This is a genomic window from Streptomyces nitrosporeus (assembly GCF_008704555.1).
GTDB classification, from domain to species: Bacteria; Actinomycetota; Actinomycetes; order Streptomycetales; family Streptomycetaceae; genus Streptomyces; species Streptomyces nitrosporeus.
Map to the genome: position 1 here is coordinate 3,197,081 of NZ_CP023702.1, position 26,850 is coordinate 3,223,930.

Sequence of the window (26,850 nt, forward strand, 5' to 3'; positions counted from 1 at the left end):
CCATGATCCGCAATGTCATCGGCTCCGTCCTCGCCCTCCTCGGAGCGGCGGCCGCCGTCCAGAGCCCCTTCCGTACCTGGTACGACGACCGCCTCGGGCGTGACTACCGCGTCCAGGACCTGTTCGAGGGTGTCAGCGGCGCCTCGTCCGGCGTGATGACGTCGATCCTGCTGCCGTTCCTCTTCGCCGCGCTGGTGGCCCTGGCCGGCGTCGTGCTCCGCTCCCGGTGGACCGTGGCGGTGGCGGGCCTGGTCGTGCTGGGCTTCACCGTGCTGTGGATGGTCCAGCAGGGGCGGCAGGCGGGCAGCCTGAGCGTCGGCACCGACGGGTCGGGGCTGCGTGAGGGGGTCGCCCAGGCACTGGCGGGCGGGGTGCTCCTCCTGCTGGGGGCGCTGGTGATGGCGGGCCGCCGACGGGCCGCCCGGCGGCCGCGTACCGCCGAGCCGTATCCGGTACCGCCCGACGACCGTCCGGACACCTGGCCGCCGACCCAGGAGCCGGGTCCGTCCGCACACACCTCGACGGTGCCCGAGCCCGAGACGGACCCCTACACCGGGCCCGGCCGGCACCGGGCGGCCCCGGCGGACGAGGACACCGCCCCCTATCCCGTCCACGGCGACGCCGGACGCGACCGGGACGGCCAGCACCGCCGGGACGGCCGGGACGGCCGGGACGACGGCCGGTACCGCCCGCCGCATCCCTGAGCCGCGGGCCCCGGAGGTCCGGGGGAAGGGGTGCCCGGCCCGCTGCGGGCCCGGGGAACCCAGGGGCTCTGCGGGTTCAGGGGCGCCGCGGGCTCAGGCCCGCGGCCGGTTCCCCGTCCCGGTCCCCTTGACCGCGTCCAGCGCGTAGACGCAGCGGTCCTTGCTGCACGCGTACACGACACCCGCCCGTGCCACGGGCGAGCCGGTGATCTCACCCCCGGTGGCCAGCTTCCAGCGGAGCTGGCCGCCCGCCGCGTCCAGGGTGTAGAGCACATGGTCCGCCGAACCGAAGTGCACCCGGCCGTCCGCGACCACCGGGGCGCCCACCACCTCACCGCCCGCGGCGAACCGCCACTTCGGCGTACCGGTCACCGCGTCCAGCGTGTACAGGGCGCTGCCGCTGCCCACGTGGACGTTCCCGGCCGTGACCAGCACGGGCTCGACGGACTGCCGGGCCTCGGTCGCGATCCGCCACCGGTCCTTGCCCGTCGAGGCGTCCAGCGCGTACACCGTGCCGAGGTAGTCGGCGAGGTAGACGCCGCCGCCGGTGACCGCGGGCCCCGGTGCGAAGGCGGGCGGGGAGAGGAAGACCGCCGGAGCCTCGAAGTGCCAGCGCACCAGGCCCGAGACGGTGTCCACGGCCAGCACCCGGGTCCCGGCCGCGACGTACACGTAGCCGTCCTCGGCCGGGGTCACCCGCACCGGCACACCACCGCAGGAGGCGGCGTCCCCGACCGGGTACGACCAGCGCTCGGTGCCGGTGCGCGCGTCCACGGCCCGCAGCCGCGCGTCCTGCCACAGGTACACGGTGCCCTCGTGGATGACCGGCCCGGCCTCCGGCGTCTCGAAGTCGGTCTGGATCCCCCCGGCGTCCCAGAGCCTCTCCCCGCTGGACGCCTCCCACGCCTGCACCCGGCCGCCGCGCGTCGCGGTCAGCACGGTGCCGCGGTCGGCCTTCAGCGCGTACACCCAGGCATCGGTCCCCAGCCGCCACCGCTCGGCACCCGTCGCCGCGTCCAGCGTGTACAGGGACGGGCCGTCCGAGCCGTGGATACGGCCCCCGTCGACCGCCATCGACCAGGCGACGTCCCGGGTCTTGAACTGGCGCCGCCCGTTGCCCACGTCCAGCGCGTGCACCTCGAAGGAGGTCACATAGAGCAGGTCGCCCACCACGACCGGGGTCCCCCACACATCGTTGGACATGCGGAAACGCCAGGGCCGCCAGCGCTCGGGACCGGCGGGCACCGCGTCCGGGGACGCGGCGGGCTGCGGTACGGGCGCCGTCGGGTGCCCGGCCGGGACCGCCACGCCGGCGGGCGGGCGCACCCAGCCGGTGGCCGGGTCGGGGTGCGCCGCCGCCGCGCCGCGCACCTCCCGGGGCCGGGGCCCCGGGCCGATCGGCACCCGCGCCCCGGCCAGCCGCACCGGGCCGCCGTCCGGTGCGGGCGAGGTCACGGCCGCGGACGGTACGGGCGCCGGTGCCGTACGCCCGTCGTCCCCGTGCCGGTCCGGGCCCGGCGGCGGCTGCGAGGGCGGCGGCGGCACGACCACCGGTGCGGGCGGCGCCGTGACCGTACGGCCGCCACCGCGCCGCTGCTCGATCATCGCCGTGGCCCGGCCCGGAAGCCAGGCGGACGCCGTACCGCTGTCGTCGCCGCCGGAGGCGAAGAGGTGCGGGGCCAGCTGGGCCTGGAGGTCGGCGGGGCTGGGACGCCGGGTGGCGTCCATCTGCATACACGCCTCTGTCAGCGGCCGCAGCTCGTCGGGCAGCCCCTGGGTGTCGGGGCCCTCGCGCAGGAGCATGAACACGGTCTCCACCGGATTCGCCCCGTGGAACGGCGCGTGCCCGGTCGCCGCGAAGACCAGCGTCGAACCCAGCGAGAAGATGTCACTGGCCCCCGTCACGCTGCGCGAGTCGCGCGCCTGCTCGGGAGACATGTACGCGGGCGTGCCCACGGCGACGTTCGTCATGGTCAGCCGGGTGTTGGAGACGCCGGACGCGATACCGAAGTCGATCACCCGCGGCCCGTCCTCGACCACGAGGACGTTGGACGGCTTGAGGTCGCGGTGGACGAGTCCGGCGCCGTGGATCGACTGGAGGGCCTCGGCGATCCCCGCGGCCAGCCAGCGCACGGCCTGCACGGGCATCGGGCCGCACTCGTTCACTATCTCCTCGAGCGACGGCGCGGGGACGTAGGCGGTGGCCAGCCAGGGGACGGCCGCCCGGGGGTCGGCGTCCACCACGGCGGCGGTGTAGAACCCGCTGACGGCCCGCGCGGCCTCCACCTCGCGGGTGAACCGGACCCGGAACAGCTGGTCCTCGGCCAGTTCCGTGCGGACCGTCTTGATCGCCACCCGCCGCCCGGACGCCGAGCGTGCGAGGTAGACCAGCCCCATGCCGCCGGCCCCGAGCCGCCCCAGCACCTCGAACGGGCCGATCCGCCTCGGGTCATGCTGCGTCAGCTGTTCCACTTGCCTGCCACCTCCCCGTACGGACCTCAGGAACGAAGCCCGCGAAATACCGCCCCGTGCAGCGTCTCATCACCGAGCACCGCACGGCGGCGCGCACCCCGATTCTTCCTGGCGCGGGGCCCCGTGGCGAACCCGGGGCCGGAACGGGGTGTCCTGTGGCATTCCACCCGTTTCGGGGCTCCGGACGGAAGGGGGATACGGAGCTCTCAGGACACCGCACCCGGAGCACCGGTCCGGCTACGGCAGCCGCCCGTTCGGCTGGAGCACCGCGAAGACCGCACCCTGGTCGTCCTGGAGCACCGCCGTCCGCCCGTACGGGGTGTCCGCCGGGGGCGACGGGATCCGGCCACCGAGGTGGACGGCCGTCCCGGCGGTCCGGTCGCAGTCGGCCACCGCGAAGTAGCTGAGGAAGTGGCTGGGCAGCATCTCGGGGACGTCGTCCCCGAGCACCTCGCGCCCGCCGACCGCGGTGTCCTCGCCCGGCTCGGTACCGGCCGGGGACCACATCCGGAAGGGCACCGTGCCGTCCGCGGGGGGCCCGGTGTCCGTGCCGCGGAAGCCGAGGACCTCCTCGTAGAAGGGGTCCACCCGCTCCGGCCGCCGGGTGCGGACCTCGGTCCAGCAGAAGGAGCCCGGGGCGTTCCGCTTCTCGAAACCGGCCCGCTCACCCGCCTGCCACAGTCCGAAGACCGCGCCGCCCGGGTCGGCGGCCTGGGCCAGTACACCGGCCCGTCCCGCCGGGACCGGATCGGTGATCACCTGTCCCCCGGACCGCCGGACCAGGGCGACGGTGGCGGCGATGTCGTCGGTGGAGAAGTAGACGCCCCAGGCGGTCGGCATGCGCCCGTCCCGCTTGCCGGCGAGGGCCGCGACGAGTTTGCCGTCGCTGTATGCGTCGGCGAACGGCATCCCGTCCCCGGCGTGGAAGGTCCAGCCGAAGAGCCCGCCGTAGAAACGCTTGCCGGCTTCGAGGTCGGGGAGCTGCACATCCGCCCAGCACGGCGCGGACTGCGCGAATGCGGCCATGGAGCCGGGTCCTTCCTCCGAGGTGACGCCCGTCACAGTCAACGTAGCGTCGGGTGGTGAACAGCGCGCCCCGACGCCGGGATTACGGCCCCGGCGTGCTGGAAAATCGAATATTCAACCGAGACGTGAAGTGGCGTGAGCACTGTGGACGACACTTGTCCACCGAGGTTATCCACATGCTGTTGATAAGAACATCGGCCCGGACCGCGCGGGTTCCGTCCGGCCCGCCGCCCCCGCCCCCGGGGGCGGCGGGGGCGGCGGAACCAGCCCTTCCGGCCGCCCCGCGACAGGGCGTTCCCCATTTGCAGTCGGCCAGATCGCGCTCCATCCGCCCGTCGGTAAGCTGACGGCATGACAGGACAAGTGCGTACCGTCGACGGCCGCGTGGCCGGTCGGCGCGGTCAGGCGACGCGGCAGAAGCTGCTCGACTGCCTCAGCGAGATGCTCAGCTCCTCGCCGTACCGGGACGTCAAAGTCATCGACGTCGCCCGCAGGGCGGGGACTTCACCAGCGACCTTCTATCAGTATTTCCCCGACGTCGAGGGCGCCGTCCTCGAACTCGCCGAGGAAATGGCCCAGGAGGGTGCCGGGCTGACCGGACTGGTCGCGGGGCGCTCGTGGACCGGCAAGGCGGGACGGCAGACCGCCGAGGAACTGGTCGACGGATTCCTCGACTTCTGGCGCCGCAACGACGCGATCCTGCGCGTCGTCGACCTCGGGGCCGCCGAGGGCGACAAGCGGTTCCACAAGATCCGCATGAAGATCCTGAACTCCGTGACCAGTTCGCTCACCGCCTCGGTCAAGGAGCTCCAGGACAAGGGCAAGGTCGACAAGGACGTCCAGCCGGCGGCGGTGGCCGGCTCGCTCGTCATGATGCTCTCGGCGGTCGCCTCGCACCAGAAGGGCTTCACGGCCTGGGGCGTCAAGCAGGCCGAACTCCGCCCGAACCTCGCCCTGCTGGTGCACCTCGGCATCACCGGCAAGAAGCCCGCGAAGTAGGCGCCGGCCAGGACTCCTCCCGCACCCGCCCGGGCGCCGCGCGGACAACCCGCGGCCCCGTCCTGTCTCGCCGACGGCGGACCACCTCCGAGTGGTCCGCCGTCGGCGTTCCGGCGTCCGGGTGCGGGCCCGTCCCGCGGCGCCCCGCCGTGGTGCCCCGCGCCGGTCCACGGTCGAATGGGGTCATGACCGATCCGCAGAAGGCCTTCCGCGACCTGCTCCACGCCCAGCGCGTCTGGGACGTCGCAGAGCTCCCCCGCTTCGACGCCTCCGCCGCGCCCGCCGCGCCCCTCCCGCTCTTCCACCACTGGTTCGCCGGGGCCGTCGCCGCCGGCCAGCGCGAGCCCCACACCATGACGCTGGCCACCGTGGACGCCGAGGGCCGTCCCGACGCGCGGGTGCTGATGCTGCACGACGCGGACGAGCGGGGCTGGCACTTCGGCACGCACGCCACCAGCGAGAAGGGCCGCCAGCTCGCCGCCCGGCCGCATGCCGCCCTCACCTTCTACTGGCCCGTCCAGGCCCGCCAGGTCCGGGTGCGGGGGACGGTCACCCCGGTGGGGCGCGCCGAGAGCGCGGCGGACCTGCGCGCCCGGTCCACCGGCGCGCTCGCGGCGGCGCTGACCGGGACGCAGAGCGCGGTGCTGGACTCGTACGACGAGCTGGTCCGGGCCTCGCGGGACGCCTACGCGCGGGCGGAGGACCGGCCGGACACGGAGGTGGAGACCTGGACGCGGTACGTCGTCGAGCCGCACGAGGCCGAGTTCTTCCAGGGTGACGCGGAGCGGCGCCATGTGCGGCTGCGCTACCGGCGCGAGGCGGGGGGCTCCTGGGCCCGGGAGCTGCTCTGGCCCTGAGCGCCGGCCCGCGCCGGACCGGCGGGGGCGCACCTCGCACACCTCGCACACCTCTCGCACCTCTCGCACCCCGCACACCGGGGCTTTTCCGGCTTTTCCGCCGCTTTGTCCGGCCAAGGGGCACTATGGGAGTCAGGCGAGCTGTTGGAGGCTTCCATGGCACGAGCCCGTTCCCGGTACGCCCCGGACCGCGGTCTGACCGGACGCATGGTCGGCACCATGTTCTTCATCGGCCTGCTCTACGTGGTCCTGGTGGGGGTGCTCCTCGCCGTCCTCCAGGGCTCCTGGCTGGTCGTCCTGGTCGTCGTCGGCGGCATGTTCGTCGCCCAGTTCTGGTTCAGCGACCGGATCGCGGCCTACGGGATGGGCGCGCGCGAGGTGTCCCCCCAGGAGGCCCCCGAACTGCACGGGGCGATCGACCGGATCTGCGCCCTCGCCGACATGCCCAAACCCCGGGTGGCCATCGCGCGCAGCGACGTACCGAACGCCTTCGCGACCGGGCGCAGCGAGAAGACGGCCCTGGTCTGCGCGACGACCGGGCTGCTGCGCCGGCTGGAGCCCGACGAGCTCGAAGGGGTGCTCGCGCACGAGATGTCGCACGTCGCGCACCGCGATGTCGCCGTGATGACCATCGCGTCGTTCCTGGGCGTCCTCGCCGGGATCATCACCCGTATCGCGCTCTGGGGCGGCTTCGCCCGGAACAGCCGGGGCAACGACCCGGCGGGGGCCCTCCTGATGCTGATCCCGCTGATCAGCGCCGTGGTGTACGCCCTGAGCTTCCTGCTGACCCGGCTGCTCTCGCGGTACCGGGAGCTCTCCGCCGACCGCACCGCGGCCCTGCTCACCGGCCGCCCCTCGTCGCTGGCGTCCGCACTCACCAAGATCAGCGGGCAGATGGCCCGGATCCCGACCGAGGACCTGCGGAAGGCGGAGCCGTACAACGCCTTCTACTTCGTGCCGGCCTTCTCCGCCCGGGAGAGCCTGGGGCGGCTGCTGTCCACCCATCCGACGCTCGAACAGCGTCTCGACCAGCTGGCCCGCATCTCGTCCGGCCTGTCCCGGCCGTGAGCCGGGCCGGTCCCGTCCGTTCGCGTACCCGTCCGTGAGGAGTCGTTTGTGGGTCTGCTCGACAGCATCCTGGGCCGCAGCAAACCGGTGCGGCCCGATCTGGACCAGCTCTTCGCCGTGCCCTCCGCCGCGCTCACCCTGCGGGCCGGGACCGGTTTCGCCCCGACCGGGGCGGGGTCGGTGTGCTTCGCCGGGGTGGAGGGCGGCACCTTCGCCCGGATCCGGCAGGACGTGCGGGACCTGCTGGACGCGGACACCGGGCGGGGCGGTGTCCCGGTGGAGTTCAGCCAGGACTCCTACGGTTACACCTGGCTGCTCGCCCGGCAGCCGGCCGACGACCTCGCCGCGCTGGTCAACGACCTGCACGCCGTCAACACCCTGCTCCAGGACGGCGGTTTCGGGCCTCATCTGCTCTGCTCGCTGGTCGGGTTCCGCGATGCCGCGGGGCGGCGGCTGGCGCTGGTCTACCTCTACAAGCGCGGCACGTTCTATCCGTTCGCCCCGGTGGCGGACGGCCGCGAGCGGCGGGACAACCAGCTGGAACTCCAGGTCCGGGCGGTCCTAGGGGACGACCTGCGGGTGGAGGGCGACCTGTCCCGCTGGTTCCCGGTGTGGGGCGCTCCGGGCCTCTGAGCCGCCTGCCGTGATCACTTCGCAACCGTTTCCGGTCCACTGCGAGACCTATCATGTGCATGCCGGTCTGTCTGTCCGGATACGCTCCGCACCATGTCCGACGACTCCAACGCCCTTGCCTCCCTGCCCCGTTCCTTCGACCGCACCGACGACCGGCCGGTCTATGTGGTCGGTGGCGGTCCCGGCGGCCTCGCCACCGCGGCCGTGCTGCGGCAGCACGGGGTGCGGGCCGTGGTCCTGGAGAGGACGGGGGGTGTCGGGGCCTCCTGGCGCAACCACTACGAGCGGCTCCGCCTGCACACCACCCGCCGCTGGTCCTCGCTGCCGGGGCTGCCGCTGCCCCGGCGGTTCGGCCGCTGGGTCTCACGCGCGGACATGGTGCGCTACCTGGAGAAGTACGCCGAGCACCACGAGCTGGACGTGGTGACGGGCGTCGAGGTGTCCAGGATCGACCCGGCGCCGGACGGGACCGGCTGGCGGCTGAGCGCCTCCGGCGGCCGGGTGCTGACCGGACGCGCGGTCGTCGTCGCCACCGGCTACAACCACACCCCCCTCGTGCCCGGGTGGCCGGGCCGTGCGGAGTTCACCGGGGAACTGCTGCACGCGGCGGCGTACCGGACCGCCGGGCCGTACGCGGGCAAGGACGTGCTGGTGGTGGGCGTCGGCAACACCGGGGCGGAGATCGCCGTGGACCTGGCCGAGGGCGGGGCCCGGCAGGTGCGGATCGCGGTGCGCACGGCCCCGCACATCGTGCGCCGCTCCACGGCCGGCTGGCCGTCCCAGGCCTCGGCCGTGCTGGTCCGCCGGCTGCCGGTGCGGCTGGTGGACGCCGTGGCGCGTCTGGTGTGCCGGGTCTCCGTGCCCGACCTGTCCGCCCACGGGCTGCCGCGCCCCGCGAAGGGCCTGTACACCAGGGTCGGGGAGGGCGCGGTCCCCGTCCAGGACGTCGGGCTGGTCTCCGCGGTGAAGCGGGGCCTGGTGGTGCCGGTGGCGGCGGTGGAGTCGTTCGACGGGGACGCGGTGGTGCTGGCCGACGGGACCCGGCTCACCCCGGACACGGTGATAGCGGCGACCGGGTACGCGCGCGGGCTGGAGGGCCTGGTCGGGCACCTCGGCGTACTGGACGGCCGGGGCCGCCCGGCCGTCCGGGGCGCCCGGTCCCCGAAGGGGGCGCCCGGCCTGTACTTCACCGGGTTCACCAATCCGATCAGCGGGATGCTGCGGGAGATCGCCCTGGACGCCCGCAGGATCGCCGGCCGGCTGGCCGAGGGCTGAGCCCCGGGGGCGGCGGGAGCGCCGCGGGGTCAGGGGCCCTGCCGGGTCAGGACGCGGACGTCACCGGCGTCCGGGTCGCCGAAGAGCGCGTACAGCTCGGGACGGTCCTCGGTGCCGCCCAGGGTCCAGACGGCCGGTTCGCAGGAGGGGTCGGCGGGCGTGAACTCCACCGTCCCCCGCACCGCCCCCGCCCGGGGGACGTACAGCCAGGCGGCGGCGCCGTCGCAGTGCTCCCGCTCCCCGCCGGGCGTCTCGTACGGCAGGCCGGAGAGCTCCGCCCGGCGGCCCCCGTCCAGCCGTATCCACACCTGTCCGTCCTCGCCGGACCAGACCCCGCGCATCTGTTCCCCGTTGAGGGACGGCGCCTCGTAGCCCCCGGTGGCACCGGTCGCGAGAAGGGCCGCGCAGCCCGCGGCGGCGAGGGTCACGAGGCCCGCTCCCGCACCCAGCAGGCAGGTGACCAGGGCGGCCCTGCCGTACCGGCGGCCCCGGCGCTCCTCCAGCCGCCGGACACCGTCCACGCCCAGCAGCGGCAGGACGGCGCTGCCCGCCGTCCAGGCCCACGCGTACACGTACGGTGCTCCCGCCCAGGCCAGGGGGATCGCGTACACCGCGGCCAGGGCGGCGACGGCCACCGTCCGCCGCCTCCACCGCGCACCCGGCATCCGCCCGGCCAGGGCGTCCGCCGCCCAGGCCGCCGGTGCCGTCACGACGGCGGTGTGGGCCGCCCCGAGGAAGAGCGCCGCCGGCGGGCCGGCGACGAGCAGGAACAGCAGGCCGAGCGCGGAACCGGGCGGTCTGCCGTACGCGTCGGCGCGGCCCGCGGTCTCCACCACGAGGACCGCTGCCGACGCCGCCAGCTGCGCCGCGCAGAGCAGCGTGGCCACGGTGCCGTCCGACGTGTGCCCGTGGTCCCGCCGTACAGCCGTCATGTCTCTCCCCCCGGCCGCCCCACGGGCGGTGTGCGCCACCGTAACCGCCGCCCGGCGGGCGGGGTCAGCGGGCCGCGGGTTCCGGGGCGGGGTGCTCGCGGCGGATGACCAGGGCCATCAGGGCCGCCGTCGCGCACAGGGCGCCGGCGGCGTACCAGACCACGTCGTACGAGCCGAACGCCTCGCGGGCGACGCCGCCGAGGAAGGCGACCAGGGCCGCGCCGACCTGGTGGGAGGCGAGGACCCAGCCGAAGACGATCGCGCTGTCCCGGCCGTACCGTTCGCGGCACAGGGCGAGGGTCGGGGGCACGGTGGCGACCCAGTCCAGGCCGTAGAAGACGATGAACAGGATCATCGGCGGGTGGACCGTCGGCGCCAGCAGCACGGGCAGGAACAGCAGGGACACGCCCCGCAGCGCGTAGTAGACGGCCAGCAGGCGCCGGGCGTCGTAGCGGTCGGTGAGCCAGCCGCTGAAGACCGTGCCGATGATGTCGAAGACCCCGATGGCCGCGAGCAGCGAGGCGGCGGCGGTGACGGGCATGTGGTGGTCGTGGGCGGCGGGCACGAAGTAGGTGCGCATCAGGCCGTTGGTGGAGGCCCCGCAGATCGCGAACGAACCGGCCAGCAGCCAGAAGGGGCCGGTGCGGGCCGCGTCCAGCAGGACGCGCACCGCGCGGACCGCGGCGCCGGACGCGGGCGGCGGCTTCTCCTCGTAGGCCCCGCCGTAGGGGGCGAGGCCCACGTCGGCGGGGTGGTCGCGCATCAGGAGCCAGACGAAGGGGACGACCACCAGGGAGGCCAGCGCGACGGTGACCGACGCCGGACGCCAGCCGTGCTCCCCGACGATCCACGCGCACAGCGGCAGGAAGACCAGCTGGCCGGAGGCCCCGGCCGCGGTCAGGACGCCGGTGACCAGGCCGCGGCGGGCGACGAACCAGCGGTTGGTGACGGTCGCGGAGAACGCCAGGGCCATCGAGCCGGTGCCCAGGCCGACGAGCACGCCCCAGTAGAGCATCAGCTGCCAGGCCGCGGTCATCCAGACGCTCGCCAGCGCCCCGGCGGCCACCGCGGTCAGCGCGACGGCCACGACCCGGCGGATGCCGAAACGGTCCATCAGGGCCGCCGCGAACGGTGCGGTCAGCCCGTACAGCGCCATGTCGATGGAGACGGCCAGCCCGATCTCGCCGCGGGACCAGCCGAATTCCGAGTGGAGCGGGTCGATGAGCAGACCGGGCAGGGAGTTGAAGGCCGCTCCCCCGACGATCGTCACGAAGGCGACGGCGGCGACGATCCACGCCCGGTGGACGCGGAGGCGGGAAGGGCGGCGGGTTCCGGTGGGCGAAGCCACCACGTGGTCGGTTGTCCGGGTCACGCCGCCAGCATCCGCGCGGCCGTCCCCCCGGACGAGTGGCTCAGAGGCCACCCTTCGAAGGGATCGGGCCACCCGGCGCCCGGCTCCCGGCGGCGAGTGCGGTGTGCAGGGCCCCGGCCGATGCCGCGCCGACGGCGTACCAGAGGAGGTCGGGAGCGTTGAAGGTGGAGCCGAGCACCAGGCGTGCGAGTGTGCTGTGCGCGGCCAGCCGTTCCGGTACGCCGGTCAGCTGGGCCAGTTCCACCGCCCAGCTGAGGGCCAGGGCCGCCCCGGCGGCGGCCCTGGGGCGTGTCCGGGGAACGGCCAGGACCACCAGGGTGTGGATCAGCACGGTGTACAGGGCGTCCCCGGCGTACTTCGCGGCCTCGCCGCCGCCCGCGGTCCGGACGCCGAGCCCCGCGGCCACGGTGAGGACGGCGGCCCCGGCGGCCACCGCGCGTACGGCGGCCGCCGGGGGAATGGAAGAGCGGGCGGTCTGCTTTTCCCTCATGGCAGGGACGTCTATCAGACCGGGACCGGCGGCATCCCGGCAGGGGGAAGTGGAGTTCGGCATGAGGCACCGGGTCGTCATTCTCGCCCTGGACGGGGTGATCCCCTTCGAACTGGGCATTCCCCAGCGGATATTCGGCCGCTCGCTGGGGATCGAGCCGTTCAACCGGGGTGAGGAGCTGTACGACGTGGTGACCTGTTCGGCCCGTCCGCCGGGTCCGGTCCTCACCGACGCGGACTTCCGGATCGTCGTCGAGTACGGCCCGGAGGCCCTGGCCACCGCCGACACCGTGATCGTGCCCGCCTTCCACGAGTCCGGGCCCGTGTACGAGGAAGGCAGGCTCACCGGTGAACTCGCCTCCGCGCTCGCGTACATCAGGCCGGGGACGCGGCTGGTGTCCATCTGCACCGGCGGTTACCTCCTGGCCGCGGCCGGATACCTCGACGGCCGGCCCGCCACCACCCACTGGGCCTGCGCCGAGCACTTCCAGCGGCTCTTCCCCTCGGTCCGCGTCGATCCCGGTGTGCTGTTCATCGACGACGGGGACGTGCTGACCTCCGCGGGGGTGGCCGCCGGGATCGACCTCTGCCTGCACCTGGTGCGCCGGGACCACGGCACCGCCGTCGCCAACGACATCGCCCGGCGCACCGTCGTACCGCCCCACCGCGACGGCGGCCAGGCCCAGTTCATCCAGCGGCCGCTGCCCGGGCCCGGCACCGCCACGACGGCCACGGCACGGGCGTGGGCGCTGGAGCGGCTGGACGAACCGATCCTGCTCCGGGACATGGCACGGCAGGAGTCGATGAGCGTACGGACCTTCACCCGCCGCTTCCGCGAGGAGGCCGGGCTCAGCCCCGGGCAGTGGCTGGCGCGCCAACGGGTCGAACGCGCACGGCATCTGCTGGAGGCCACGGACCTGTCGGTCGACCAGGTGGCACGCGACGCCGGGTTCGGTACGGCCGTCTCCCTGCGCCTGCACATCCAGGCGGCGCTGGGGGTGTCGCCGACGGTCTACCGCCGGACCTTCCGCAGGACGGCCGCCGACCGGACCGGTTCCTGAGCCGCGCCGCCGGACAGTGGAACCGGGCCCCCGGACAGCGGAACCGCGCCGCCGGTCAGCGGAACCGGGCCTCCGCGGTGCCGGACTGCTCGCCGGGCGACGCCGGTGCGGGGACCGGGACGCCCCGGTCGATCTCGCACCAGATCCGCTTCCCGGCGCCCTCCGGCTGCCAGCCCCAGCGGTCGGCCAGGCCGTCCACCAGCTCCAGGCCGCGCCCCCCGGTGTCCTCGCCCTCGGCGTGCCTCGGCTGCGGCGGGCGGCAGCTGGTGTCGGCCACCTCGACCCGGACCGTCCCCGCCGACTCCGCCGAGCCGAAGAGCATCCTCAGCACGGCCGGACAGCCGGTGTGGACCACCGCGTTGGTGACCAGCTCGGAGATCAGCAGGACGAGCGTCTCGGTGAGCGAGTCGTCGTCCCCCATCCCCGAACCCGCCAGCCTGGAACGCGCCCATCTCCGGGCCCGGCCCACCTCGGCGGGATCCGACCCGATCTCCAGCTGAACCTGAAGCACCTGCACCGCTCACACCATCCGAACCGGCGGACACATCGCCTCGCGCCTCCTCGGGATCACGGAACGTGACTCCCCTGCGAGACAGCATGGTTGACGTACAGTCACGGCAACAAGCGCTTCGGGCATATTCCAACGTGAAGGAGTACCCGTGGTGCATACTGTGCGACGCACGCCGTGGAGAGTCGAACAACGGCCCGCCGGCATACCGGGAACCGGTCCGCGGGAGGCTCCGGTACAGCTGTCCGGCCCTCGCCGCGGGCACCGGCGCCGGGCCGGACCGGCCGCACGGGCCACATCCGGAGCCTCCGGTTCCAGAACCACTCGCATCCCACGGAGCGTACCCGAGGGCACCGCACGACTGCGCCCCGTCACCGCCCGGCGACCGCCCGGAAGAAAGTTCGGACCCGCGCCGACTGCGCTGCGTCACGTACCGGCCGAAGGTACGGCCGGACCGGGCGGTGTCCTCCCCGCGCACGGGAACGGGCGGACCGCTCCCCTCGCCGCCGCACGAAAACGGGCGGACCGTTTCCCTCCCGGTCCGCCCGTCCCTGTACGGCCTTCGCTCACGCGTCCGGTTCGACGACGGTGAAGTACGCGGAGAGCGCGGCGACCACGTCCGCCTCGGCGACCCGGCCGTCCGCGTCGGCGTCGAGGCTCCGGGCCGCCGCACCGGCGACGTCCTCCTCGGCGCCCAGCACCCGCAGGGCACGTTCCACGGCCGCGACCGGGGCGGTGCCCGCCGGGCCGCCGGTCCCCTCGGAGCCGCTGCCGGCCGCGGCCACGCCGATGGCGGCGCGCAGGAAGGGGCGCGCGATCTCCGCGAAGCGCTCCGGGTTGTCACGCAGCCGCTTGACGGCGCCGCCCACGAACTCCTCGCGGTTGACCCGCTGGTCGCCGTCCACGTCGGCGATCCCGGCCATGCCCTGCCAGAACGCCTCGGCACCCGAGTAGAGGGCCTGGCCCTTGTCGCAGCGGGCCGTCGTACCGAACTCGGCGAGCAGGCGGGCCGCGGCGGTGCTGAAATCGGCGCGATCGATGTAACCGCTGCCGTCCTGGTCGAAGGCGGCGAAACGATGAGCGATCTTGCGCTCGTACTCTGCGCTGTCCATGCGGGGAGCGTACGACGTCCGGGGACGTCACGTGTCACCGCCGGCCGTCGCCGGCGTCACGATCGCGTCACCCCGAGATGGCGTGCGGTTCACCGCGATGCCATCGGGCCCGGCCCGGCCCCGCCGCGGCGGGGCCGGGCCCGCGGCTTCTCAGGGCGTGCGTGCCGGGCGCCGCCGGGAAGGCGGGACGTCCACGGCGCTCCCTCAGGCGGAGAGCGGCCGGGCCGCGCCCCCGGTGGCCGACCGGGCGTCGGGATGGACGTCGAAGAGGCGGCGCACCCCGAGGGCGGCGAGCACCTTGTTGACGTGGGAGCCGTCCTCGGCGCCCTCGGCGGGAAGGACCAGGCGCAGCCGGCCGCCGCAGGACTTCATGAGGCGGCGGGAGGCGATGAGGATGTTGACCCCGCTGGAGTCGCAGAACCGCACGCCCTCCAGGTCCAGGACCACGTCGTGCCGTCCCTCGGCCACGGCCCCGTGGACGTGCTGGCGCACGACGGGTGAGGACACCAGGTCGAGCTCACCGCGGACGCGCAGCACGGTCCAGGTGCCCTGCTCCGTCTCGTCCACCTTCAGCGTCACGCCACTGGGCCTCTCGCTCCTGCCGGGTCCGGGGATCCGGAAGTTTCCGTTCCCCGGCGGTTGCCCGGACGCCGGGGCCGCGAAACACCGGCGCGCCCATCGGTCCGGCGCAGCTTTCATCCAGAAATGTTTAATTACTGATCGTTTGCCCGGTCAGCAAAAGGCCAGACGTGACCCATTCCCTATCATCCGGCGGCACTTGAGGGACGTACTTGGTGCAAAGGTGCGTGTACGGCCAGGGCCGCCGACTACATTTCGACGTGACGAGGGGCACATGGCTGGGGGCTGGATGGTGAAGGACGCACCACCGCGCTGGGACCGCCGCATGCAGCAGCGGCTGGCGCGGGGCGAGGCGGCTGCCCTCTGCGAGCTCTACGACCGTTTCGCACCGCTCGTGCACAGCCAGGCCCACCGCATGCTGGACGACGAGGACGCCGCGGATCTGGTGACCCGGGAGGTCTTCGGTTCCGTCTGGGAGAACCCGGACGCCTACGACCCCAGGGAGGGGCCGATGAGGTCCTGGGTGGCCGACCTCACCCACCGCAAGGCGGTGGAGCAGCTGCGTGCCGCCCACGGGGAGGCCGGGGACGGGGACGGCGGAGCACACCGGCGGGAGTTCGAGCACCGGGTGCGCAAGGCCACCTCGGCCGCCCGCGCCGACTACATCGTGGCGTCGATGCCCGCCTCGCTGCGGGCCGCCCTGGAACTCGCGTACGTCAGGCGCCGCGACTACCGCCAGGCCGCCGAGGACCTCGGGGTCACCGATGACGAGGCGCGGCGCCGGCTGCGGCTCGGCCTGCAGCTGCTGTCCACCGCGAACCCCGTACCGCCGGAGGAGCCCGTACCGCCCGGATACGGAGCGGCCCCGTGACCGGGGACACCGGCGACGCCCCGGGAAGGGCCGGTGGCGGGGCGCGCACCCCGCCGGCGGAACCGGACCACCAGGTGCTCACCTCACTGCTCGGCGCCTGGGCCCTGTCGGCGTGCTCCGCGGAGGAGACCGCCGCGGTCGAGGCGCACCTCACCGTGTGCCCGCGCTGCGACCGGGAGGCACGGCGGCTGCGGGACGCCGTGGGCCTGCTGCACACCGACGGAAGCCTGGATCTGGACCCGATGCTCAGGTCGCGGGTCCTGGAGGGCTGCCTGGGCCGGCGCCCCGCCCGCATCCCGGTGCCGCTCTGGGCGTCCCCGTACGACGCGGAGACCGCCCGGCTGGACGCGCTGCTCCGGGACTTCGGTGACGCGGAGTGGCACGCCCCGCTCCGGCTGAAGTGGTTCGACGGCGAGCGGCAGACGGACCGCAGGACGACCGTGGCCGGGGTCATCGCCCACCTGCTGGCCGTCGACGGCCTGGTCTCGGCGGCCCTCGGCCTCGACGATCCGCTGGGTGGCGACGGCGGGGCGCTGTCACCGGCCGAGCGCACCGAGACCTACTGGGCCGCCACCGGCCGGCCGGTCACCCGGGCGGTCCGGGAGCCCTGGCGCGAGCAGAGCCACACGCTGGTGCGGACGGTGTCCTTCGCCGGGCGGGGTGTCGGCGAACTCTCGGTGGCGTACGGGGACTTCGCCCTGCCGCTCCAGGACGCCCTGCTGGAGCGGGCCTTCGAGTGCTGGGTGCACGGCGGCGACGTGGCGGCCGCGGTCGACTACCCGTACGGAACGCCTGCCGCTCCCCATCTGCACCGGATGATCGACCTGGCGGCCCGGCTGCTGCCCGCCACCCTGGCCGGGCGCCGCCGGTCCGGGCTGGCCGCACCGGCCCGCGGGCTGGTCACGGCGGGTTCACCGGGCCGGTCCCTGCATCTGGAGATCGAGGGCAAGGGCGGCGGCGACTGGTACATCGCCCTGGACTCCCCCGCCGCCGTCGGCTCCGCCGACCACACCGTGGCCCAGGTGGCCCTCGACGGCACGGAGTTCTGCCGGCTGGTCGCCGGACACGTACCTCCGGTGGAGGCCGCCGCGGGTCAGGAGGGCGACCGCGAGGCCATCAGCGACGTCCTCTTCGCCGCCGCCTCGCTCAGCCGTCTCTGAACCGCCCGGCCCCCTCCGGACGGCGGCGGCGCCGGGAGGGCGCGGGTGCGCGTCAGGGGAAGACCACCGTACGGCGCCCGTTGAGCAGGATGCGGCGTTCCGCGTGCCACTTGACCGCGCGGGCCAGCGCCTGGCACTCCACGTCGCGCCCGGTCGCCACGAGCTGGTCGGGGGTGACGCCGTGGCCGACGCGCTCGACCTCCTGCTCGATGATGGGGCCCTCGTCGAGGTCCGCGGTCACGTAGTGCGCCGTCGCACCGATCAGCTTCACCCCGCGCGCGTGTGCCTGGTGGTACGGCTTGGCGCCCTTGAAGCTCGGCAGGAAGGAGTGGTGGATGTTGATGATCCGGCCGCTCAGCTGCTTGCAGAGGTCGTCGGAGAGGACCTGCATGTAGCGCGCCAGGACGACCAGTTCGACGTTCTCCCCGCGCACCAGTTCCAGCAGCTGCGCCTCGGCCTGCGCCTTGGTGTCCTTGGTGACCGGGATGTGCCGGAAGGGGATGCCGTACGAGGCGACCAGCTCGGCGAAGTCCGTGTGGTTGGAGACGACGGCCACGATCTCGACGGGCAGGGCGCCGGTGCCGGACCGGAAGAGCAGGTCGTTCAGGCAGTGCCCGAACTTGCTGACCATCAGCACCACCCGCATCCGCTCGGAGGCCAGGTGGATCTGCCAGTCCATGTGGAACGACTCGCCGATGGCGGCGAAGCTGGCCCGCAGCTTGGCCACGTCCACCCCGGCGTCGGCCGAGAAGTGGACCCGCATGAAGAACAGACCGGTGTCGTGGTCGCCGAACTGCTGGCTGTCCTCGATGTTGCAGCCGGTCATGAAGAGATAGCTCGACACGGCGTGCACGATGCCCTGCTTGTCGGGGCAGGAGAGCGTGAGGACGTACTGCTCGGCGGCGGTGTCCGAGGCGGTGGTGGCGGGTTCTGCGGGCTTCGGCGCGGTCATCCCCGTAGGGTGCCACACCCCGCGCCGCTCAGGCCGGACCGTTCATGATGCGGAGCACGTCCAGGGAGCGCGGAGGCGCGTCCGGGTCCTCCGCGTCGTTGACGGCGAGCATCACATGGGCCTCGCGGGCGGCCGCGACCGCCTCCGGCCAGCCGGGGTGCGCCAGGTAGGCGGAGACCGGGGCGTCGGCGCCCACCTGGTGCATGATGCGCAGCACCCGCAGGGCGGCGGCGTCCACCAGGGCGGCCTCGGCGGAGTCGCGGAAGATCGTCCCGACGTACTTCTCCGCGGACCAGTTGTCCAGCCAGGTGTCCTCGACCAGCCGGTAGACGGCGTCGGTCACGTCGCCGTACCCTTCCCGGCCTGCGAGCCAGTACTCCTGGTGGAAGACGGGGTCGGAGAGCATGTGCAGCGCCGAGCGCACGTTGCTGCGCCAGCGCCACCAGGGCATGTCGTTGAGCGGCATGCCGCCCATGGTGGAGGAGCGGCGGCCGCGACGGGAGGTGTTCTCCGAACCTTGCTGCACGGTTGTCGATCGTACGTTCCTTCCCAGGGTCTCCACGCGGCCCCCCGCAATTCACCTCCACGTCACCGAGCGTTGAACCGGCCACACCGTTCCGTTACCCGCCGGGCGGAAGGGTTCGTCACCATGACCGGACGGCGACGCTCCCCCTTCTCCCGCTCTCCCCTCCCCCGCTCCTTCCGCGCCTCCCGCGCCTCCCGTTCCCCCGGGGTCCTCCGCTCCCGCTCCTCCCGGGTCCTCACGCCCGCGGTGGCCGGGGCCCTGCTGGTCTCGGGCTGCGGTGTGCTCCCCGGGACCTCAAAGGACTCCCGGGAGCCCGTCACCGTGATGACCTGGGCGCCCGACACCACCGCGCCCGACTCGGTGAACATGGCGGGCATGGCGGCCATGGCCCGGACCTACGCCGCCTGGATCAACGGGCAGGGCGGTATCGGCGGCCACGAACTGCGGGTGCTGACCTGCAACGAGAAGGACACCTCGGCCGGCGCCTACGCGTGCGCCCGGCGGGCGGTCGACGAGGACGTGGCCGCCGTGGTCGGTTCCTACAGCCGTCACGGGCGGTCCTTCCTGGCTCCGCTGGAGGCGGCCGGAATCCCCTACATAGGCGGGTACGGGGCCTCGACCGACGAGTTCACCAGCTACCTCTCCTACCCGGTCAACGGCGGCCAGTCCGCGCTCGTCGCGGGCAACGGCCGTCAGCTGGCGGACGGCTGCGCACGCGTGTCCCTGGTGCGGCCGGACACCCTCGTCGGGGACAGCATGCCCGGCCTGGTCGATGTGAGCCTCACCCGGGCCGACCGGCCCGCCGCCCACGACATCACCGCCCCGGAGGGGGCCACCTCCTACGAGACCCAGGCCGCCGAGGCGCTCCGGGAGGCGGGCGACGGCTGTGTCACGGCGGTGCTGGGCGGCGGGACGGAGACCTTCTTCGACTCCTTCCGGCGGCTCGAACCCGAGGACAGCAAGGTGCGGATCTCCTCGGTGCTCGGCAGCGTCGGCCAGCCGCTGATCGACCGCACGGGCGGACGGAGCAGCCCGTTCGAGGGCGCGTACGTCACCGGCTGGTACCCGGACTCGGGCGACGCCCGCTGGGACGAGATGCGCGGGGTGATCCGGAAGCACGCGTTCGGCGACAACCGGATCGACCCGGAGGACACCGGGGTGCAGACCACCTGGATCGCGTACACCGTGCTCAAGGCGGTCATCGAGGCGATGGACCGCCCGGAGATCACCGCCGGCGGCATCAGTGTCAGCCTCAACCGGGGCACCCGGGTCGACACCGGCGGGCTCACCCCGGTGCTGCGGTGGCGGTTCGAGGACCTGGTCGGGTCCTCGGCGTACTCACGGATCGCCAACGGACACGTGACGTTCCAGATCGTGCGGGACGGGCGCCTGGTCACCGACCGGAAGGGCTTCGTGGACGTCACCGAGACCCTGGTCGACGCCCGTCTGCGCGGCTGACCGGGCGGGGGCCGTCGGACGGACGGGGCCGGGCCGGAGGGCGGGGGCCGTCGGGCGGGGGCCGTGGGACAGACCGGGCCGGGCCGACGGGCAGGGGGCCGCGGGGCAGACCGGGCCGGGCCGACGGGCGGAAGCCCGGCCGGCCCGGAGGGCGGGGGTCAGAGCTGGGCGGGACCGCGCTCGGTCAGGTCCCATTTACGGGCGATGCTGTTCCACAGCCCCGAGGCCTTCGTCTTCTCCCGGGTCGCGACACCGCTGGACCGGTCCGCCTGGTTCTTCCTGTCGGTGTTCCGGGCCGTGCCGCCCTTGCAGACCTTCTTGTTGTTCTTCGCCTGGCCCGCCCACTCCGCGTAGTGGTCGTCGGCCTCGGCGGACGCCTGCCACGCCGCGGTCAGTGAGGACTTCAGCTCCTCGTGGGCGGGGAGCTTGTCGATGCTGATCCCGCCGAGCCGCTCGACCAGGTCGCGGCGCTGGGCGGCGGCGCCCCGGAGGTCGGAGGCCGCCTTGTCCAGTTCCTTGCAGTTCTTGATCTTCTCCACCGCGCTGATCACCGCGCCACGGCTGTTGCTGCTGTCGGCGAGCAGCTTGTCCAGGGCCTGGGCCTGCGGCTCGGCCGGATCGGCGGCCTGAGCGGAAGGGGAGCTCGTGGGTGAACTCTGCGAGGAGACCACCTTCTTGTCGTCCCCGGCGGGTTCGTCGCCGCCGCTCAGCAGCGCCCCGGCGCCCAGCCCGACGACCGCGCAGCCGACGACGACCGCCGCGATCAGCGGGATGTGCGGTGACCGTCTGCGCGGCTCGGGGCGCCCCGGGGGCTCCGGCTCCTCATGGGTGCCCCGCAGCCCTTGCAGGCCGGACCGGAACTGCGGGACCGCGCCCTGCCCAGGCGTCCCCTGCTGCCCGTATCCGCCCTGGTGAGGGGGCTGGTTCGGGTGCTGCTGGGCCGGGTCGATCCGGGGCATCTGCTGGGTGGCCCCAGCGGGCTCCTGGTCGCGGAACAGGCTGTCGAACTCCGCGGGCGGCTGCCGGTCACCGGGTGCGCCGGGACGGATGCCGTAGGGCGCGCCCCCCGGCACGGGGGGTATGTACTGGGTCGCGTCCGCGTCGCCGCCGGGGGCGGGCGCGGCCGGCTGCCCCGGGTAGCGCGTCGCCCCGGCGGCGTGCTCGGGCGGCGGGCCGCCGGGGCCCGCGCCGCCGGGCACGGGCGCGATGTACTGGGTGGCGTCCGCGTCCCCGCCCGGTGCCGACTCCGGAGGGAGCGGCTGGGCGTACGGCTGCGGCTGGGCGTACGGCTGCGGCTGCTGGGGGGCCTGGTGCTGCGGAGGCTGACCGGGCTGCTGGTACCCCTGGTACTGCTGGGGCTGCTGCGCGTGGTGCCCGTGATGCTGCGGAGGCTGGGGGGCCTGGTGCTGCGGAGGCTGCTGCGCGTGATGCTGCGGCTGCTGGTACCCCTGGTACTGCGGAGGCTGACCGGGCTGCTGGTGGGACGCCTGCGGGCCCCCGTAGGCGCCGGGCTGCGGGTGACCGTACTGCTGCGGGGGGTACCCGCCCGGCTGGGACTGTTCCGGCGGCAGCTGCCCCGACGGGGGGCCGGACTGCTGCGCACCGGGCTGCGGGCCCCAGGACTGTCCCCAGGGCTGACCGCCGGCGGGCGTGGCGTGCTCGGCCGGCGGGGTCCCCGCCTGCCCTCCCGCCGGCCAGGGGGTGCCACCGTCTGCGGGCAGCACGACGCCCTCCTGCGCGGGCCGTCCAGCAGGGTGCTGCTGTCCGTCGCCCTGTCCGCTCTGCGTCACCGGGACTCCTACGTGTCAACCTACGGAATCGTCGGCTCACGCTATCGGGTGAGCACCGCCCGGCGCCAAGCGCCCAGGGGCACACACCGGCCCTTCACATGGCGGGTGACACACAGCGCCCTCGCGGCGCTGATCACGGGCGGGCCCCGGCCCCGGTCCGGGCCCCGGACCGCTCCCCGGCCACCGGTCCGGCCTCAGGCCGCCTGGAGCTCCAGACGGGCGTCGAACTCCCGTACCGCGGGCTCGTTCCCGAACGGTGCGAGGCGTTGTTGCAGGTCGTCGAGGTATTCGGCGCCCCGGCCCGAACGCACGGTCCCCAGCAGGTCCAGCGCCCTCAGCCCGGTGTGGCAGGCCTGTTCGACCTCACGCTGCTGGAGCTGCGCCGTGGCCAGCAGCACCAGCCCGATCCCCCGGCGCCGGGCCCGGGTCTCCGGGAGCGCCGCCAGGGCCTCCTTGGCCCGGCGCGCGGCGGGTTCGCCCTGGCCCAGGTCGCGGTGGCAGTGCGCCAGTTCGTCCGCGAGGTACCCGGCGTCGAAGTGGCCGATCCACGCCGGATCGTCGCCGCTCTCCGGCTCGGCCCGCTCCAGCGCCTCCACCGCCCGGGCCGCCACCGCCTGGCACGTACGGGCGTCGCCCATCAGCGCGTGGCCGCGGGCCTCCGCCGCGTGGAACATGGCCTGCGTGCGGGGGGTGGCCCGGCCCCGGGCGCCCTCCTGCGCCGCCCGCGCCAGCTGCGCGATCTCCCGGGGGTTGCCCAGCTGGGCGGCCAGGTGGCTCATCGAGGCGGCCAGGACGTATCCCCCGTACGCCCGGTCGCCGGCGGCCTGGGCCAGCCTGAGCGCCTGGATGTAGTACCGCTGGGCCAGTCCCGGCTGGCCGGTGTCCACCGCCATGTACCCGGCGAGTTCGGTGAGCCGGGCCGTCGCCCCGAACAGGTCGCGCCCCACCGATTCGCGGTAGGCGCCCGAAAGGAGCCCGGCCACCACGCTGTTGAGGTAGTGGACCAGGACGGGCCGCACATGGCCGCTGCCGTAGCGGTGGTCCAGGTCCACGAGCGCGTCGGTCATCGCGCGCACCGCTTCGACGTCCGCCGCCCCGACCCTGGCCCCGGCGCTCCTGGCCACCTGCGGGTCGGCACCGGTGATCAGCCAGTCGCGGCTGGGCTCGACCAGTGCCGAGGCGGCCACCGAGGAGCCGGCCAGCAGGTCACGGCGGCCCACGTCGCTGCGCCACAGCTCGCAGACCTGCTCGATCGCCCCGAGCACCGTGGGGGCGAACTGGAGGCCCACCCCGGAGGCCAGGCTCTTGCCGTTGGCCATGCCGATCTCGTCGATCGTGACCGTGCGCCCGAGTTTCCGGCCGAGCGCCTCGGCGATGATTCCCGGCGCCCTGCCGCGTGGTTGCTGCCCGCGCAGCCAGCGGGCCACGGACGTCTTGTCGTAGCGGAGGTCGAGGCCCCTCTCGGTCCCCACCATGTTCACCCGGCGGGCGAGGCCGGCGTTGGAGCACGCCGCCTCCTGGATGAGCGTCTGGAGCCGTTCGTTCGGCTGGCGTGCGACAAGAGGCCTGGCTGCCATCTTTTCCCCCTGGGAGTGCAGTGATCGCGAGGAAGGGATCACTGCCCGGCTTAGATACGAGAAATGCGCATATTCATCTTCATCAGGTACGGGTGGTGACGATCGGCACGGCCCAAGGGCTACCCGCCCTCCGGGGTTCCACCTCACGCGCGCCCCCGTCCATGCACCCGTGCGCCCCGTATGCGGGCCCGGTGCACCACGGCCGGCCCTTGTGCGCCCGTAACCCCTGCCTGCGACAGGAGTTGTGCCGGTCGTGGAAGAGCGCAGCACAGTGACGGAAGCCCCACGGGGCGCACACGTCCCCCGGCAGCGAGGGGAGCGGCTGGCCGAGGCCGCGGCCTGGTACGCCGAGGAACGGCGCTGGGACGTGGTCGCCGGCACCCGGCTCGACATGGTGGACGGTTCGGAGCGCTGCTCCTGCGGCCGGGCGGACTGCGCCTGGCCCGGAGCCCATCCCGCCGGCCCCCACTGGGCCGGGGAGGCGACCGGCGGTGCCGCGGCCGCCCGCAGGATGTGGGACAGGCAGCCGGGCGCCTCGGTGCTGCTCCCGGCCGGCCGGGCCTTCGACGCCCTCGACGTGCCGGAGTCGGCGGGCTTCCTGGCGCTCGCCAGGATGGAGCGGATGGGGCTCCCCGCCGGCCCGGTGACGCGCACCCCCGACCGCAGGACGGTCTTCCTGGTCGCGCCCGGCGGAGCGGCGAAGGCGCCCGTCCTGGTGCGTTCCCTGGGCTGGGACGCCGGGGCGATCGGTCTGGTGGGACGCGGCGAGGGGCATTACGTGGTCGCCCCGCCGACCCGGGTGGGCGGGCGCGGGGCGGTGCAGTGGGCGCGTCCGCCCGGCCGGACGGATCACCGGCTGCCGGACGTGCAGGAGCTGATCGGTCCGCTCGCCTACGCCTGCGCGCGGGAGGCCTCGGACGCCCGGTCACGTCTTTCGTAGGGTGGTCCCCATGACGGGGATACGAAAGGCGGCACCATGACCGCAGGAGAAGACGGCACGCCCGTGCCCGCGGTGCGGGTGGAGGGGCTGTGGAAGCGCTTCGGTGAGCAGATCGCCGTGTCCGGGATCGATCTGGAGCTGCCCGCGGGCAAGTTCATCGGTCTGGTCGGTCCCAACGGCGCGGGCAAGACCACCACGCTGTCGATGGTGACCGGGCTGCTCAGGCCGGACATGGGCCGCATCGAGATCGGGGGCCACGACGTGTGGCGGGACCCGGTCGCGGTGAAGTCCCGGATCGGTGTGCTCCCGGAGGGGCTGCGGCTGTTCGAGCGGCTCTCCGGCCGTGAACTGCTCGGCTACATGGGCAGGTTGCGGGGGCTGCCGGGGGCGGAGACGGACAAGCGGGCCGCCCAGTTGCTGGATGTGCTGGACCTGGCGGGGTCCCAGCACAAGCTGGTGGTGGACTACTCCACCGGTATGCGGAAGAAGATCGGGCTGGCCGCGGCCCTTCTCCACAATCCCGAAGTGCTCTTCCTGGACGAGCCGTTCGAGGGCGTGGACCCGGTGTCGGCGCAGACCATCCGGGAGGTGCTGGAGCGGTACACGGGCTCCGGGGCCACGGTGGTCTTCTCCAGCCACGTGATGGAACTGGTCGAGTCGCTCTGCGACTGGGTGGCCGTCATGGCGGCGGGCCGTATCCGGGCGCAGGGCACGCTCGCCGAGGTGCGGGGCGACGCCCCCTCGCTCCAGAGCGCCTTCCTGGAGCTGGTCGGCGCGGGCGGCCGGGACACCGGCGGGTCCCTGGACTGGCTGGGCGGCACCCGGTGACCGCGCCCGGTGCCCCGGCCGCGCCCGTCGCGGTGGCCGGTACGGCGGAACTGGTGCCCGTGTTCGTACGGCTGAAGCTGACGCTGCTGCGCAACGGGCTGCGCCAGTCGGCGGGGCGGCGGGCGGTGTACATCGTCTCGCTCGTCCTCACGGCGCTGCTCGCGGTGGGCCTGGTGCTCGGCCTGGTGGCGCTCCGGGGCCATGCGCAGGCGCACACCCTGGTGGTCCTGCTGCTGGGGGTGGTGGCGCTCGGCTGGGCGGTGATGCCGCTCTTCTTCCCGAGTGGTGACGAGACCCTCGATCCGAGCCGGCTGGTGATGCTGCCGTTGCGGCCGCGCCCGTTGACCGGGGCGCTGCTGGTGGCCTCGCTGCTGGGGATCGGGCCGCTGTTCACGCTGGCACTGGCGCTGGGCTCGGTGATCTCCGTGGCGCACGGCGCGGTGGCGGTGGTGACCGGGGTGTTCGCGGTGCCGCTGACGCTGCTGATCTGTGTGGCGCTGGCGCGGTCCGTCGCCACGGCCAACGTCAGGCTGCTGACCTCGCGCCGGGGCCGTGATCTCGCCGTGCTCAGCGGTCTGGTGATCGCGGTGGGCATCCAGTTCGTCAACTTCGGCATACAGCGGCTGAGTGCGGCGGGCGGGCTGTCCTCGCTCGAACCCGCCGCGGACGTGGTGCGCTGGATTCCGCCGGCGTCGGCGCTCGGTGCGGTGGGGTCGGCCTCGGACGGGGCGTACGGCTCCGCGGCGGGGCAGTTGCTGCTGGCGGTGGGTGCCCTGGTGTTCCTGCTGTGGCTGTGGCACCGGGGTCTGGACAAGCTGATGTCCTCCCCGGACGGTTCGACGGTCGCCGCGGCCGGGCCGGACCGGCGCGGGGCGGGTGCGGGCCGTTCCGGTCTGTCCGCGCTGCTTCCCGAGGGGCGTACGGGGGCGGTGATGGAGCGGAGTCTGCGCTATGTCGCCCGGGACCCGAAGACGAAGGCGGCCTGGGTGACGGCGCTCGCGGTCGGCATGATCGTGCCGGTGATCAACGCGGTGCAGGGGGTCGGCTCGGTCTACTTCGCGTGCTTCGCCGCCGGGATGCTCGGTATGCAGATGTACAACCAGTTCGGGCAGGACACCTCCGCCTTCTGGATGGTGGCGACGACCGTCTCGTCGGCGCGTGACGCCTATGCCGAGCTGAGGGCCCGCGCGCTGGCGCTGCTGCTGATCACCCTGCCGTACACGGTGCTGGTGGCCGTGGTGACGGCGGCGGTGGCCGGGGACTGGGCGGCGCTGCCCGGGGTGATGGGCGTGTCGTTCGCGCTGCTGGGCGGGATGCTGGCGACGGGTGCGCTGGCCTCGGCGCTGGCCCCGTACTCGATTCCGCAGGACGGTGCCTTCAAGAACGCGGTGCCGGGTCAGGCGGGTCTGGTCTGGATCTCCATCCTGGGCGGGCTGCTGGTGTCCTCGGTGCTGAGCGGGCCGGTGATCGGGCTGACGGTCTGGCTGCACGTGGCGGATCTGCACGGCTGGTTGTGGGTGCTGCTTCCGGTGGGCGCGGTGTACGGGGCGTTCCTCGCCTGGGCGGGGGTCCGGATGGCCGCCCCGCGCACCGCGGAGCGGCTGCCGGAGATCCTGGCGGCGGTCAGCAAGGGCTGAGCGGGGCGGCGGGCCGGGGGCGGC

25 protein-coding genes are annotated in these 26,850 nt (G+C 74.0%); 13 read left to right on the top strand and 12 right to left on the bottom strand.

What is annotated here, in order from left to right:
• The first annotated feature begins 2 nt into the window (after nt 1-2).
• Nucleotides 3-704 carry a hypothetical protein gene (locus CP967_RS14020; RefSeq protein ID WP_229888511.1) on the top strand — a complete coding sequence of 234 codons (702 nt, stop codon included), beginning with the start codon at nt 3-5 and terminating at the stop codon, nt 702-704.
• 93 nt (nt 705-797) lie between these two features.
• On the opposite strand, the gene afsK is transcribed toward CP967_RS14020, so the two are convergent.
• Entirely contained in the window at nt 798-3,176 is a 2,379-nt protein-coding gene (afsK, locus tag CP967_RS14025; protein ID WP_150488310.1) for a protein serine/threonine kinase AfsK, read from the bottom strand.
• A gap of 237 nt (nt 3,177-3,413) precedes the next feature.
• Entirely contained in the window at nt 3,414-4,202 is a 789-nt protein-coding gene (locus CP967_RS14030) for a VOC family protein (RefSeq protein ID WP_150488311.1), read from the bottom strand.
• A gap of 351 nt (nt 4,203-4,553) precedes the next feature.
• On the opposite strand from CP967_RS14030, the gene CP967_RS14035 reads away from it, so the two are divergent.
• From CP967_RS14035 to CP967_RS14055, 5 genes are all read left to right on the top strand, one after another.
• Nucleotides 4,554-5,201: a TetR/AcrR family transcriptional regulator gene (locus CP967_RS14035; protein ID WP_150488312.1), complete on the top strand. Its 648-nt coding sequence runs from the start codon at nt 4,554-4,556 to the stop codon at nt 5,199-5,201.
• Between the two features lie 185 nt (nt 5,202-5,386).
• The gene (locus CP967_RS14040) at nt 5,387-6,058 is read left to right on the top strand and encodes a pyridoxine/pyridoxamine 5'-phosphate oxidase (protein WP_150488313.1); all 672 of its coding nucleotides are present in this window, start codon (nt 5,387-5,389) and stop codon (nt 6,056-6,058) included.
• Between the two features lie 156 nt (nt 6,059-6,214).
• Nucleotides 6,215-7,126, top strand: a complete 912-nt coding sequence (gene htpX / locus CP967_RS14045) for a zinc metalloprotease HtpX (RefSeq protein ID WP_150488314.1) — start codon at nt 6,215-6,217, stop codon at nt 7,124-7,126.
• A 48-nt stretch (nt 7,127-7,174) separates the two neighbouring features.
• Entirely contained in the window at nt 7,175-7,759 is a 585-nt protein-coding gene (gene pspAB / locus CP967_RS14050; RefSeq protein ID WP_150488315.1) for a PspA-associated protein PspAB, read from the top strand.
• A 93-nt stretch (nt 7,760-7,852) separates the two neighbouring features.
• Nucleotides 7,853-9,034 (top strand): flavin-containing monooxygenase, encoded by a 1,182-nt coding sequence (locus tag CP967_RS14055; RefSeq protein ID WP_150488316.1) that lies wholly within the window; start codon nt 7,853-7,855, stop codon nt 9,032-9,034.
• A gap of 29 nt (nt 9,035-9,063) precedes the next feature.
• On the opposite strand, the gene CP967_RS14060 is transcribed toward CP967_RS14055, so the two are convergent.
• The 3 genes from CP967_RS14060 to CP967_RS14070 form a co-directional block, all read right to left on the bottom strand.
• Nucleotides 9,064-9,966 (bottom strand): hypothetical protein, encoded by a 903-nt coding sequence (locus tag CP967_RS14060; RefSeq protein WP_150488317.1) that lies wholly within the window; start codon nt 9,964-9,966, stop codon nt 9,064-9,066.
• Between the two features lie 64 nt (nt 9,967-10,030).
• Nucleotides 10,031-11,338 (bottom strand): MFS transporter, encoded by a 1,308-nt coding sequence (locus CP967_RS14065; RefSeq protein WP_150488318.1) that lies wholly within the window; start codon nt 11,336-11,338, stop codon nt 10,031-10,033.
• A 40-nt stretch (nt 11,339-11,378) separates the two neighbouring features.
• Nucleotides 11,379-11,828 (bottom strand): ribosomal maturation YjgA family protein, encoded by a 450-nt coding sequence (locus CP967_RS14070; protein ID WP_150488319.1) that lies wholly within the window; start codon nt 11,826-11,828, stop codon nt 11,379-11,381.
• Between the two features lie 61 nt (nt 11,829-11,889).
• On the opposite strand from CP967_RS14070, the gene CP967_RS14075 reads away from it, so the two are divergent.
• Complete coding sequence (locus CP967_RS14075; RefSeq protein ID WP_150488320.1) at nt 11,890-12,888, top strand: GlxA family transcriptional regulator; 999 nt, start codon at nt 11,890-11,892, stop codon at nt 12,886-12,888.
• Nucleotides 12,889-12,943: 55 nt separating this feature from the next.
• Here the strand turns inward: CP967_RS14075 and CP967_RS14080 are convergent, their stop codons facing one another.
• From CP967_RS14080 to CP967_RS14090, 3 genes are all read right to left on the bottom strand, one after another.
• Entirely contained in the window at nt 12,944-13,405 is a 462-nt protein-coding gene (locus tag CP967_RS14080; RefSeq protein WP_150488321.1) for an ATP-binding protein, read from the bottom strand.
• Between the two features lie 557 nt (nt 13,406-13,962).
• Nucleotides 13,963-14,508, bottom strand: coding sequence for an EF-hand domain-containing protein (locus tag CP967_RS14085; protein ID WP_150488322.1), 546 nt, complete (start codon nt 14,506-14,508; stop codon nt 13,963-13,965).
• A 204-nt stretch (nt 14,509-14,712) separates the two neighbouring features.
• Entirely contained in the window at nt 14,713-15,087 is a 375-nt protein-coding gene (locus CP967_RS14090; protein WP_150488323.1) for an STAS domain-containing protein, read from the bottom strand.
• Nucleotides 15,088-15,376: 289 nt separating this feature from the next.
• On the opposite strand from CP967_RS14090, the gene CP967_RS14095 reads away from it, so the two are divergent.
• On the top strand, nt 15,377-15,958 hold the full coding sequence (locus CP967_RS14095) for a sigma factor (protein WP_150491838.1): 582 nt from the start codon (nt 15,377-15,379) through the stop codon (nt 15,956-15,958).
• Entirely contained in the window at nt 15,955-17,118 is a 1,164-nt protein-coding gene (locus tag CP967_RS14100) for a zf-HC2 domain-containing protein (RefSeq protein WP_244338962.1), read from the top strand. Before CP967_RS14095 ends, CP967_RS14100 begins: the two co-directional genes overlap by 4 nt.
• A 52-nt stretch (nt 17,119-17,170) precedes the next feature.
• Here CP967_RS14100 and purU read toward each other — a convergent pair whose 3' ends face one another.
• On the bottom strand, nt 17,171-18,070 hold the full coding sequence (purU, locus tag CP967_RS14105; RefSeq protein ID WP_150488325.1) for a formyltetrahydrofolate deformylase: 900 nt from the start codon (nt 18,068-18,070) through the stop codon (nt 17,171-17,173).
• A gap of 28 nt (nt 18,071-18,098) precedes the next feature.
• Nucleotides 18,099-18,545, bottom strand: a complete 447-nt coding sequence (locus CP967_RS14110) for an SCO4402 family protein (protein WP_150488326.1) — start codon at nt 18,543-18,545, stop codon at nt 18,099-18,101.
• Between the two features lie 174 nt (nt 18,546-18,719).
• Between CP967_RS14110 and CP967_RS14115 the strand changes: the two genes are divergently transcribed.
• Nucleotides 18,720-20,054, top strand: a complete 1,335-nt coding sequence (locus tag CP967_RS14115; protein WP_150488327.1) for an ABC transporter substrate-binding protein — start codon at nt 18,720-18,722, stop codon at nt 20,052-20,054.
• A gap of 158 nt (nt 20,055-20,212) precedes the next feature.
• Here the strand turns inward: CP967_RS14115 and CP967_RS14120 are convergent, their stop codons facing one another.
• A complete protein-coding gene (locus CP967_RS14120) occupies nt 20,213-21,844 on the bottom strand; it encodes a hypothetical protein (RefSeq protein ID WP_150488328.1) in 1,632 nt (543 codons plus the stop codon).
• A 194-nt stretch (nt 21,845-22,038) separates the two neighbouring features.
• The gene (locus tag CP967_RS14125) at nt 22,039-23,421 is read right to left on the bottom strand and encodes an NsdA family TPR-like regulatory protein (RefSeq protein ID WP_150488329.1); all 1,383 of its coding nucleotides are present in this window, start codon (nt 23,419-23,421) and stop codon (nt 22,039-22,041) included.
• Between the two features lie 253 nt (nt 23,422-23,674).
• On the opposite strand from CP967_RS14125, the gene CP967_RS14130 reads away from it, so the two are divergent.
• Genes CP967_RS14130 through CP967_RS14140 form a run of 3 tightly spaced genes read left to right on the top strand, consistent with a single transcriptional unit; the run spans nt 23,675 to nt 26,826 of the window.
• Nucleotides 23,675-24,361, top strand: a complete 687-nt coding sequence (locus tag CP967_RS14130) for a bifunctional DNA primase/polymerase (protein WP_150488330.1) — start codon at nt 23,675-23,677, stop codon at nt 24,359-24,361.
• Between the two features lie 36 nt (nt 24,362-24,397).
• Nucleotides 24,398-25,189: an ABC transporter ATP-binding protein gene (locus CP967_RS14135; RefSeq protein ID WP_150488331.1), complete on the top strand. Its 792-nt coding sequence runs from the start codon at nt 24,398-24,400 to the stop codon at nt 25,187-25,189.
• Nucleotides 25,186-26,826: a transporter gene (locus CP967_RS14140; RefSeq protein WP_150488332.1), complete on the top strand. Its 1,641-nt coding sequence runs from the start codon at nt 25,186-25,188 to the stop codon at nt 26,824-26,826. Before CP967_RS14135 ends, CP967_RS14140 begins: the two co-directional genes overlap by 4 nt.
• Nucleotides 26,827-26,850: the final 24 nt, after the last annotated feature.

What these genes read in the sequence shown, in the direction of transcription:
- CP967_RS14020 (WP_229888511.1), top strand. Translation starts at nt 3, where the DNA reads ATGATCCGCAATGTCATCGGCTCCGTCCTCGCCCTCCTCGGAGCGGCG.
- CP967_RS14030 (WP_150488311.1), bottom strand. Translation starts at nt 4,202, where the DNA reads ATGGCCGCATTCGCGCAGTCCGCGCCGTGCTGGGCGGATGTGCAGCTC.
- CP967_RS14035 (WP_150488312.1), top strand. Translation starts at nt 4,554, where the DNA reads ATGACAGGACAAGTGCGTACCGTCGACGGCCGCGTGGCCGGTCGGCGC.
- CP967_RS14040 (WP_150488313.1), top strand. Translation starts at nt 5,387, where the DNA reads ATGACCGATCCGCAGAAGGCCTTCCGCGACCTGCTCCACGCCCAGCGC.
- htpX (WP_150488314.1), top strand. Translation starts at nt 6,215, where the DNA reads ATGGCACGAGCCCGTTCCCGGTACGCCCCGGACCGCGGTCTGACCGGA.
- CP967_RS14055 (WP_150488316.1), top strand. Translation starts at nt 7,853, where the DNA reads ATGTCCGACGACTCCAACGCCCTTGCCTCCCTGCCCCGTTCCTTCGAC.
- CP967_RS14060 (WP_150488317.1), bottom strand. Translation starts at nt 9,966, where the DNA reads ATGACGGCTGTACGGCGGGACCACGGGCACACGTCGGACGGCACCGTG.
- CP967_RS14070 (WP_150488319.1), bottom strand. Translation starts at nt 11,828, where the DNA reads ATGAGGGAAAAGCAGACCGCCCGCTCTTCCATTCCCCCGGCGGCCGCC.
- CP967_RS14075 (WP_150488320.1), top strand. Translation starts at nt 11,890, where the DNA reads ATGAGGCACCGGGTCGTCATTCTCGCCCTGGACGGGGTGATCCCCTTC.
- CP967_RS14085 (WP_150488322.1), bottom strand. Translation starts at nt 14,508, where the DNA reads ATGGACAGCGCAGAGTACGAGCGCAAGATCGCTCATCGTTTCGCCGCC.
- CP967_RS14095 (WP_150491838.1), top strand. Translation starts at nt 15,377, where the DNA reads ATGGTGAAGGACGCACCACCGCGCTGGGACCGCCGCATGCAGCAGCGG.
- purU (WP_150488325.1), bottom strand. Translation starts at nt 18,070, where the DNA reads ATGACCGCGCCGAAGCCCGCAGAACCCGCCACCACCGCCTCGGACACC.
- CP967_RS14110 (WP_150488326.1), bottom strand. Translation starts at nt 18,545, where the DNA reads ATGGGCGGCATGCCGCTCAACGACATGCCCTGGTGGCGCTGGCGCAGC.
- CP967_RS14115 (WP_150488327.1), top strand. Translation starts at nt 18,720, where the DNA reads ATGACCGGACGGCGACGCTCCCCCTTCTCCCGCTCTCCCCTCCCCCGC.
- CP967_RS14125 (WP_150488329.1), bottom strand. Translation starts at nt 23,421, where the DNA reads ATGGCAGCCAGGCCTCTTGTCGCACGCCAGCCGAACGAACGGCTCCAG.
- CP967_RS14135 (WP_150488331.1), top strand. Translation starts at nt 24,398, where the DNA reads ATGACCGCAGGAGAAGACGGCACGCCCGTGCCCGCGGTGCGGGTGGAG.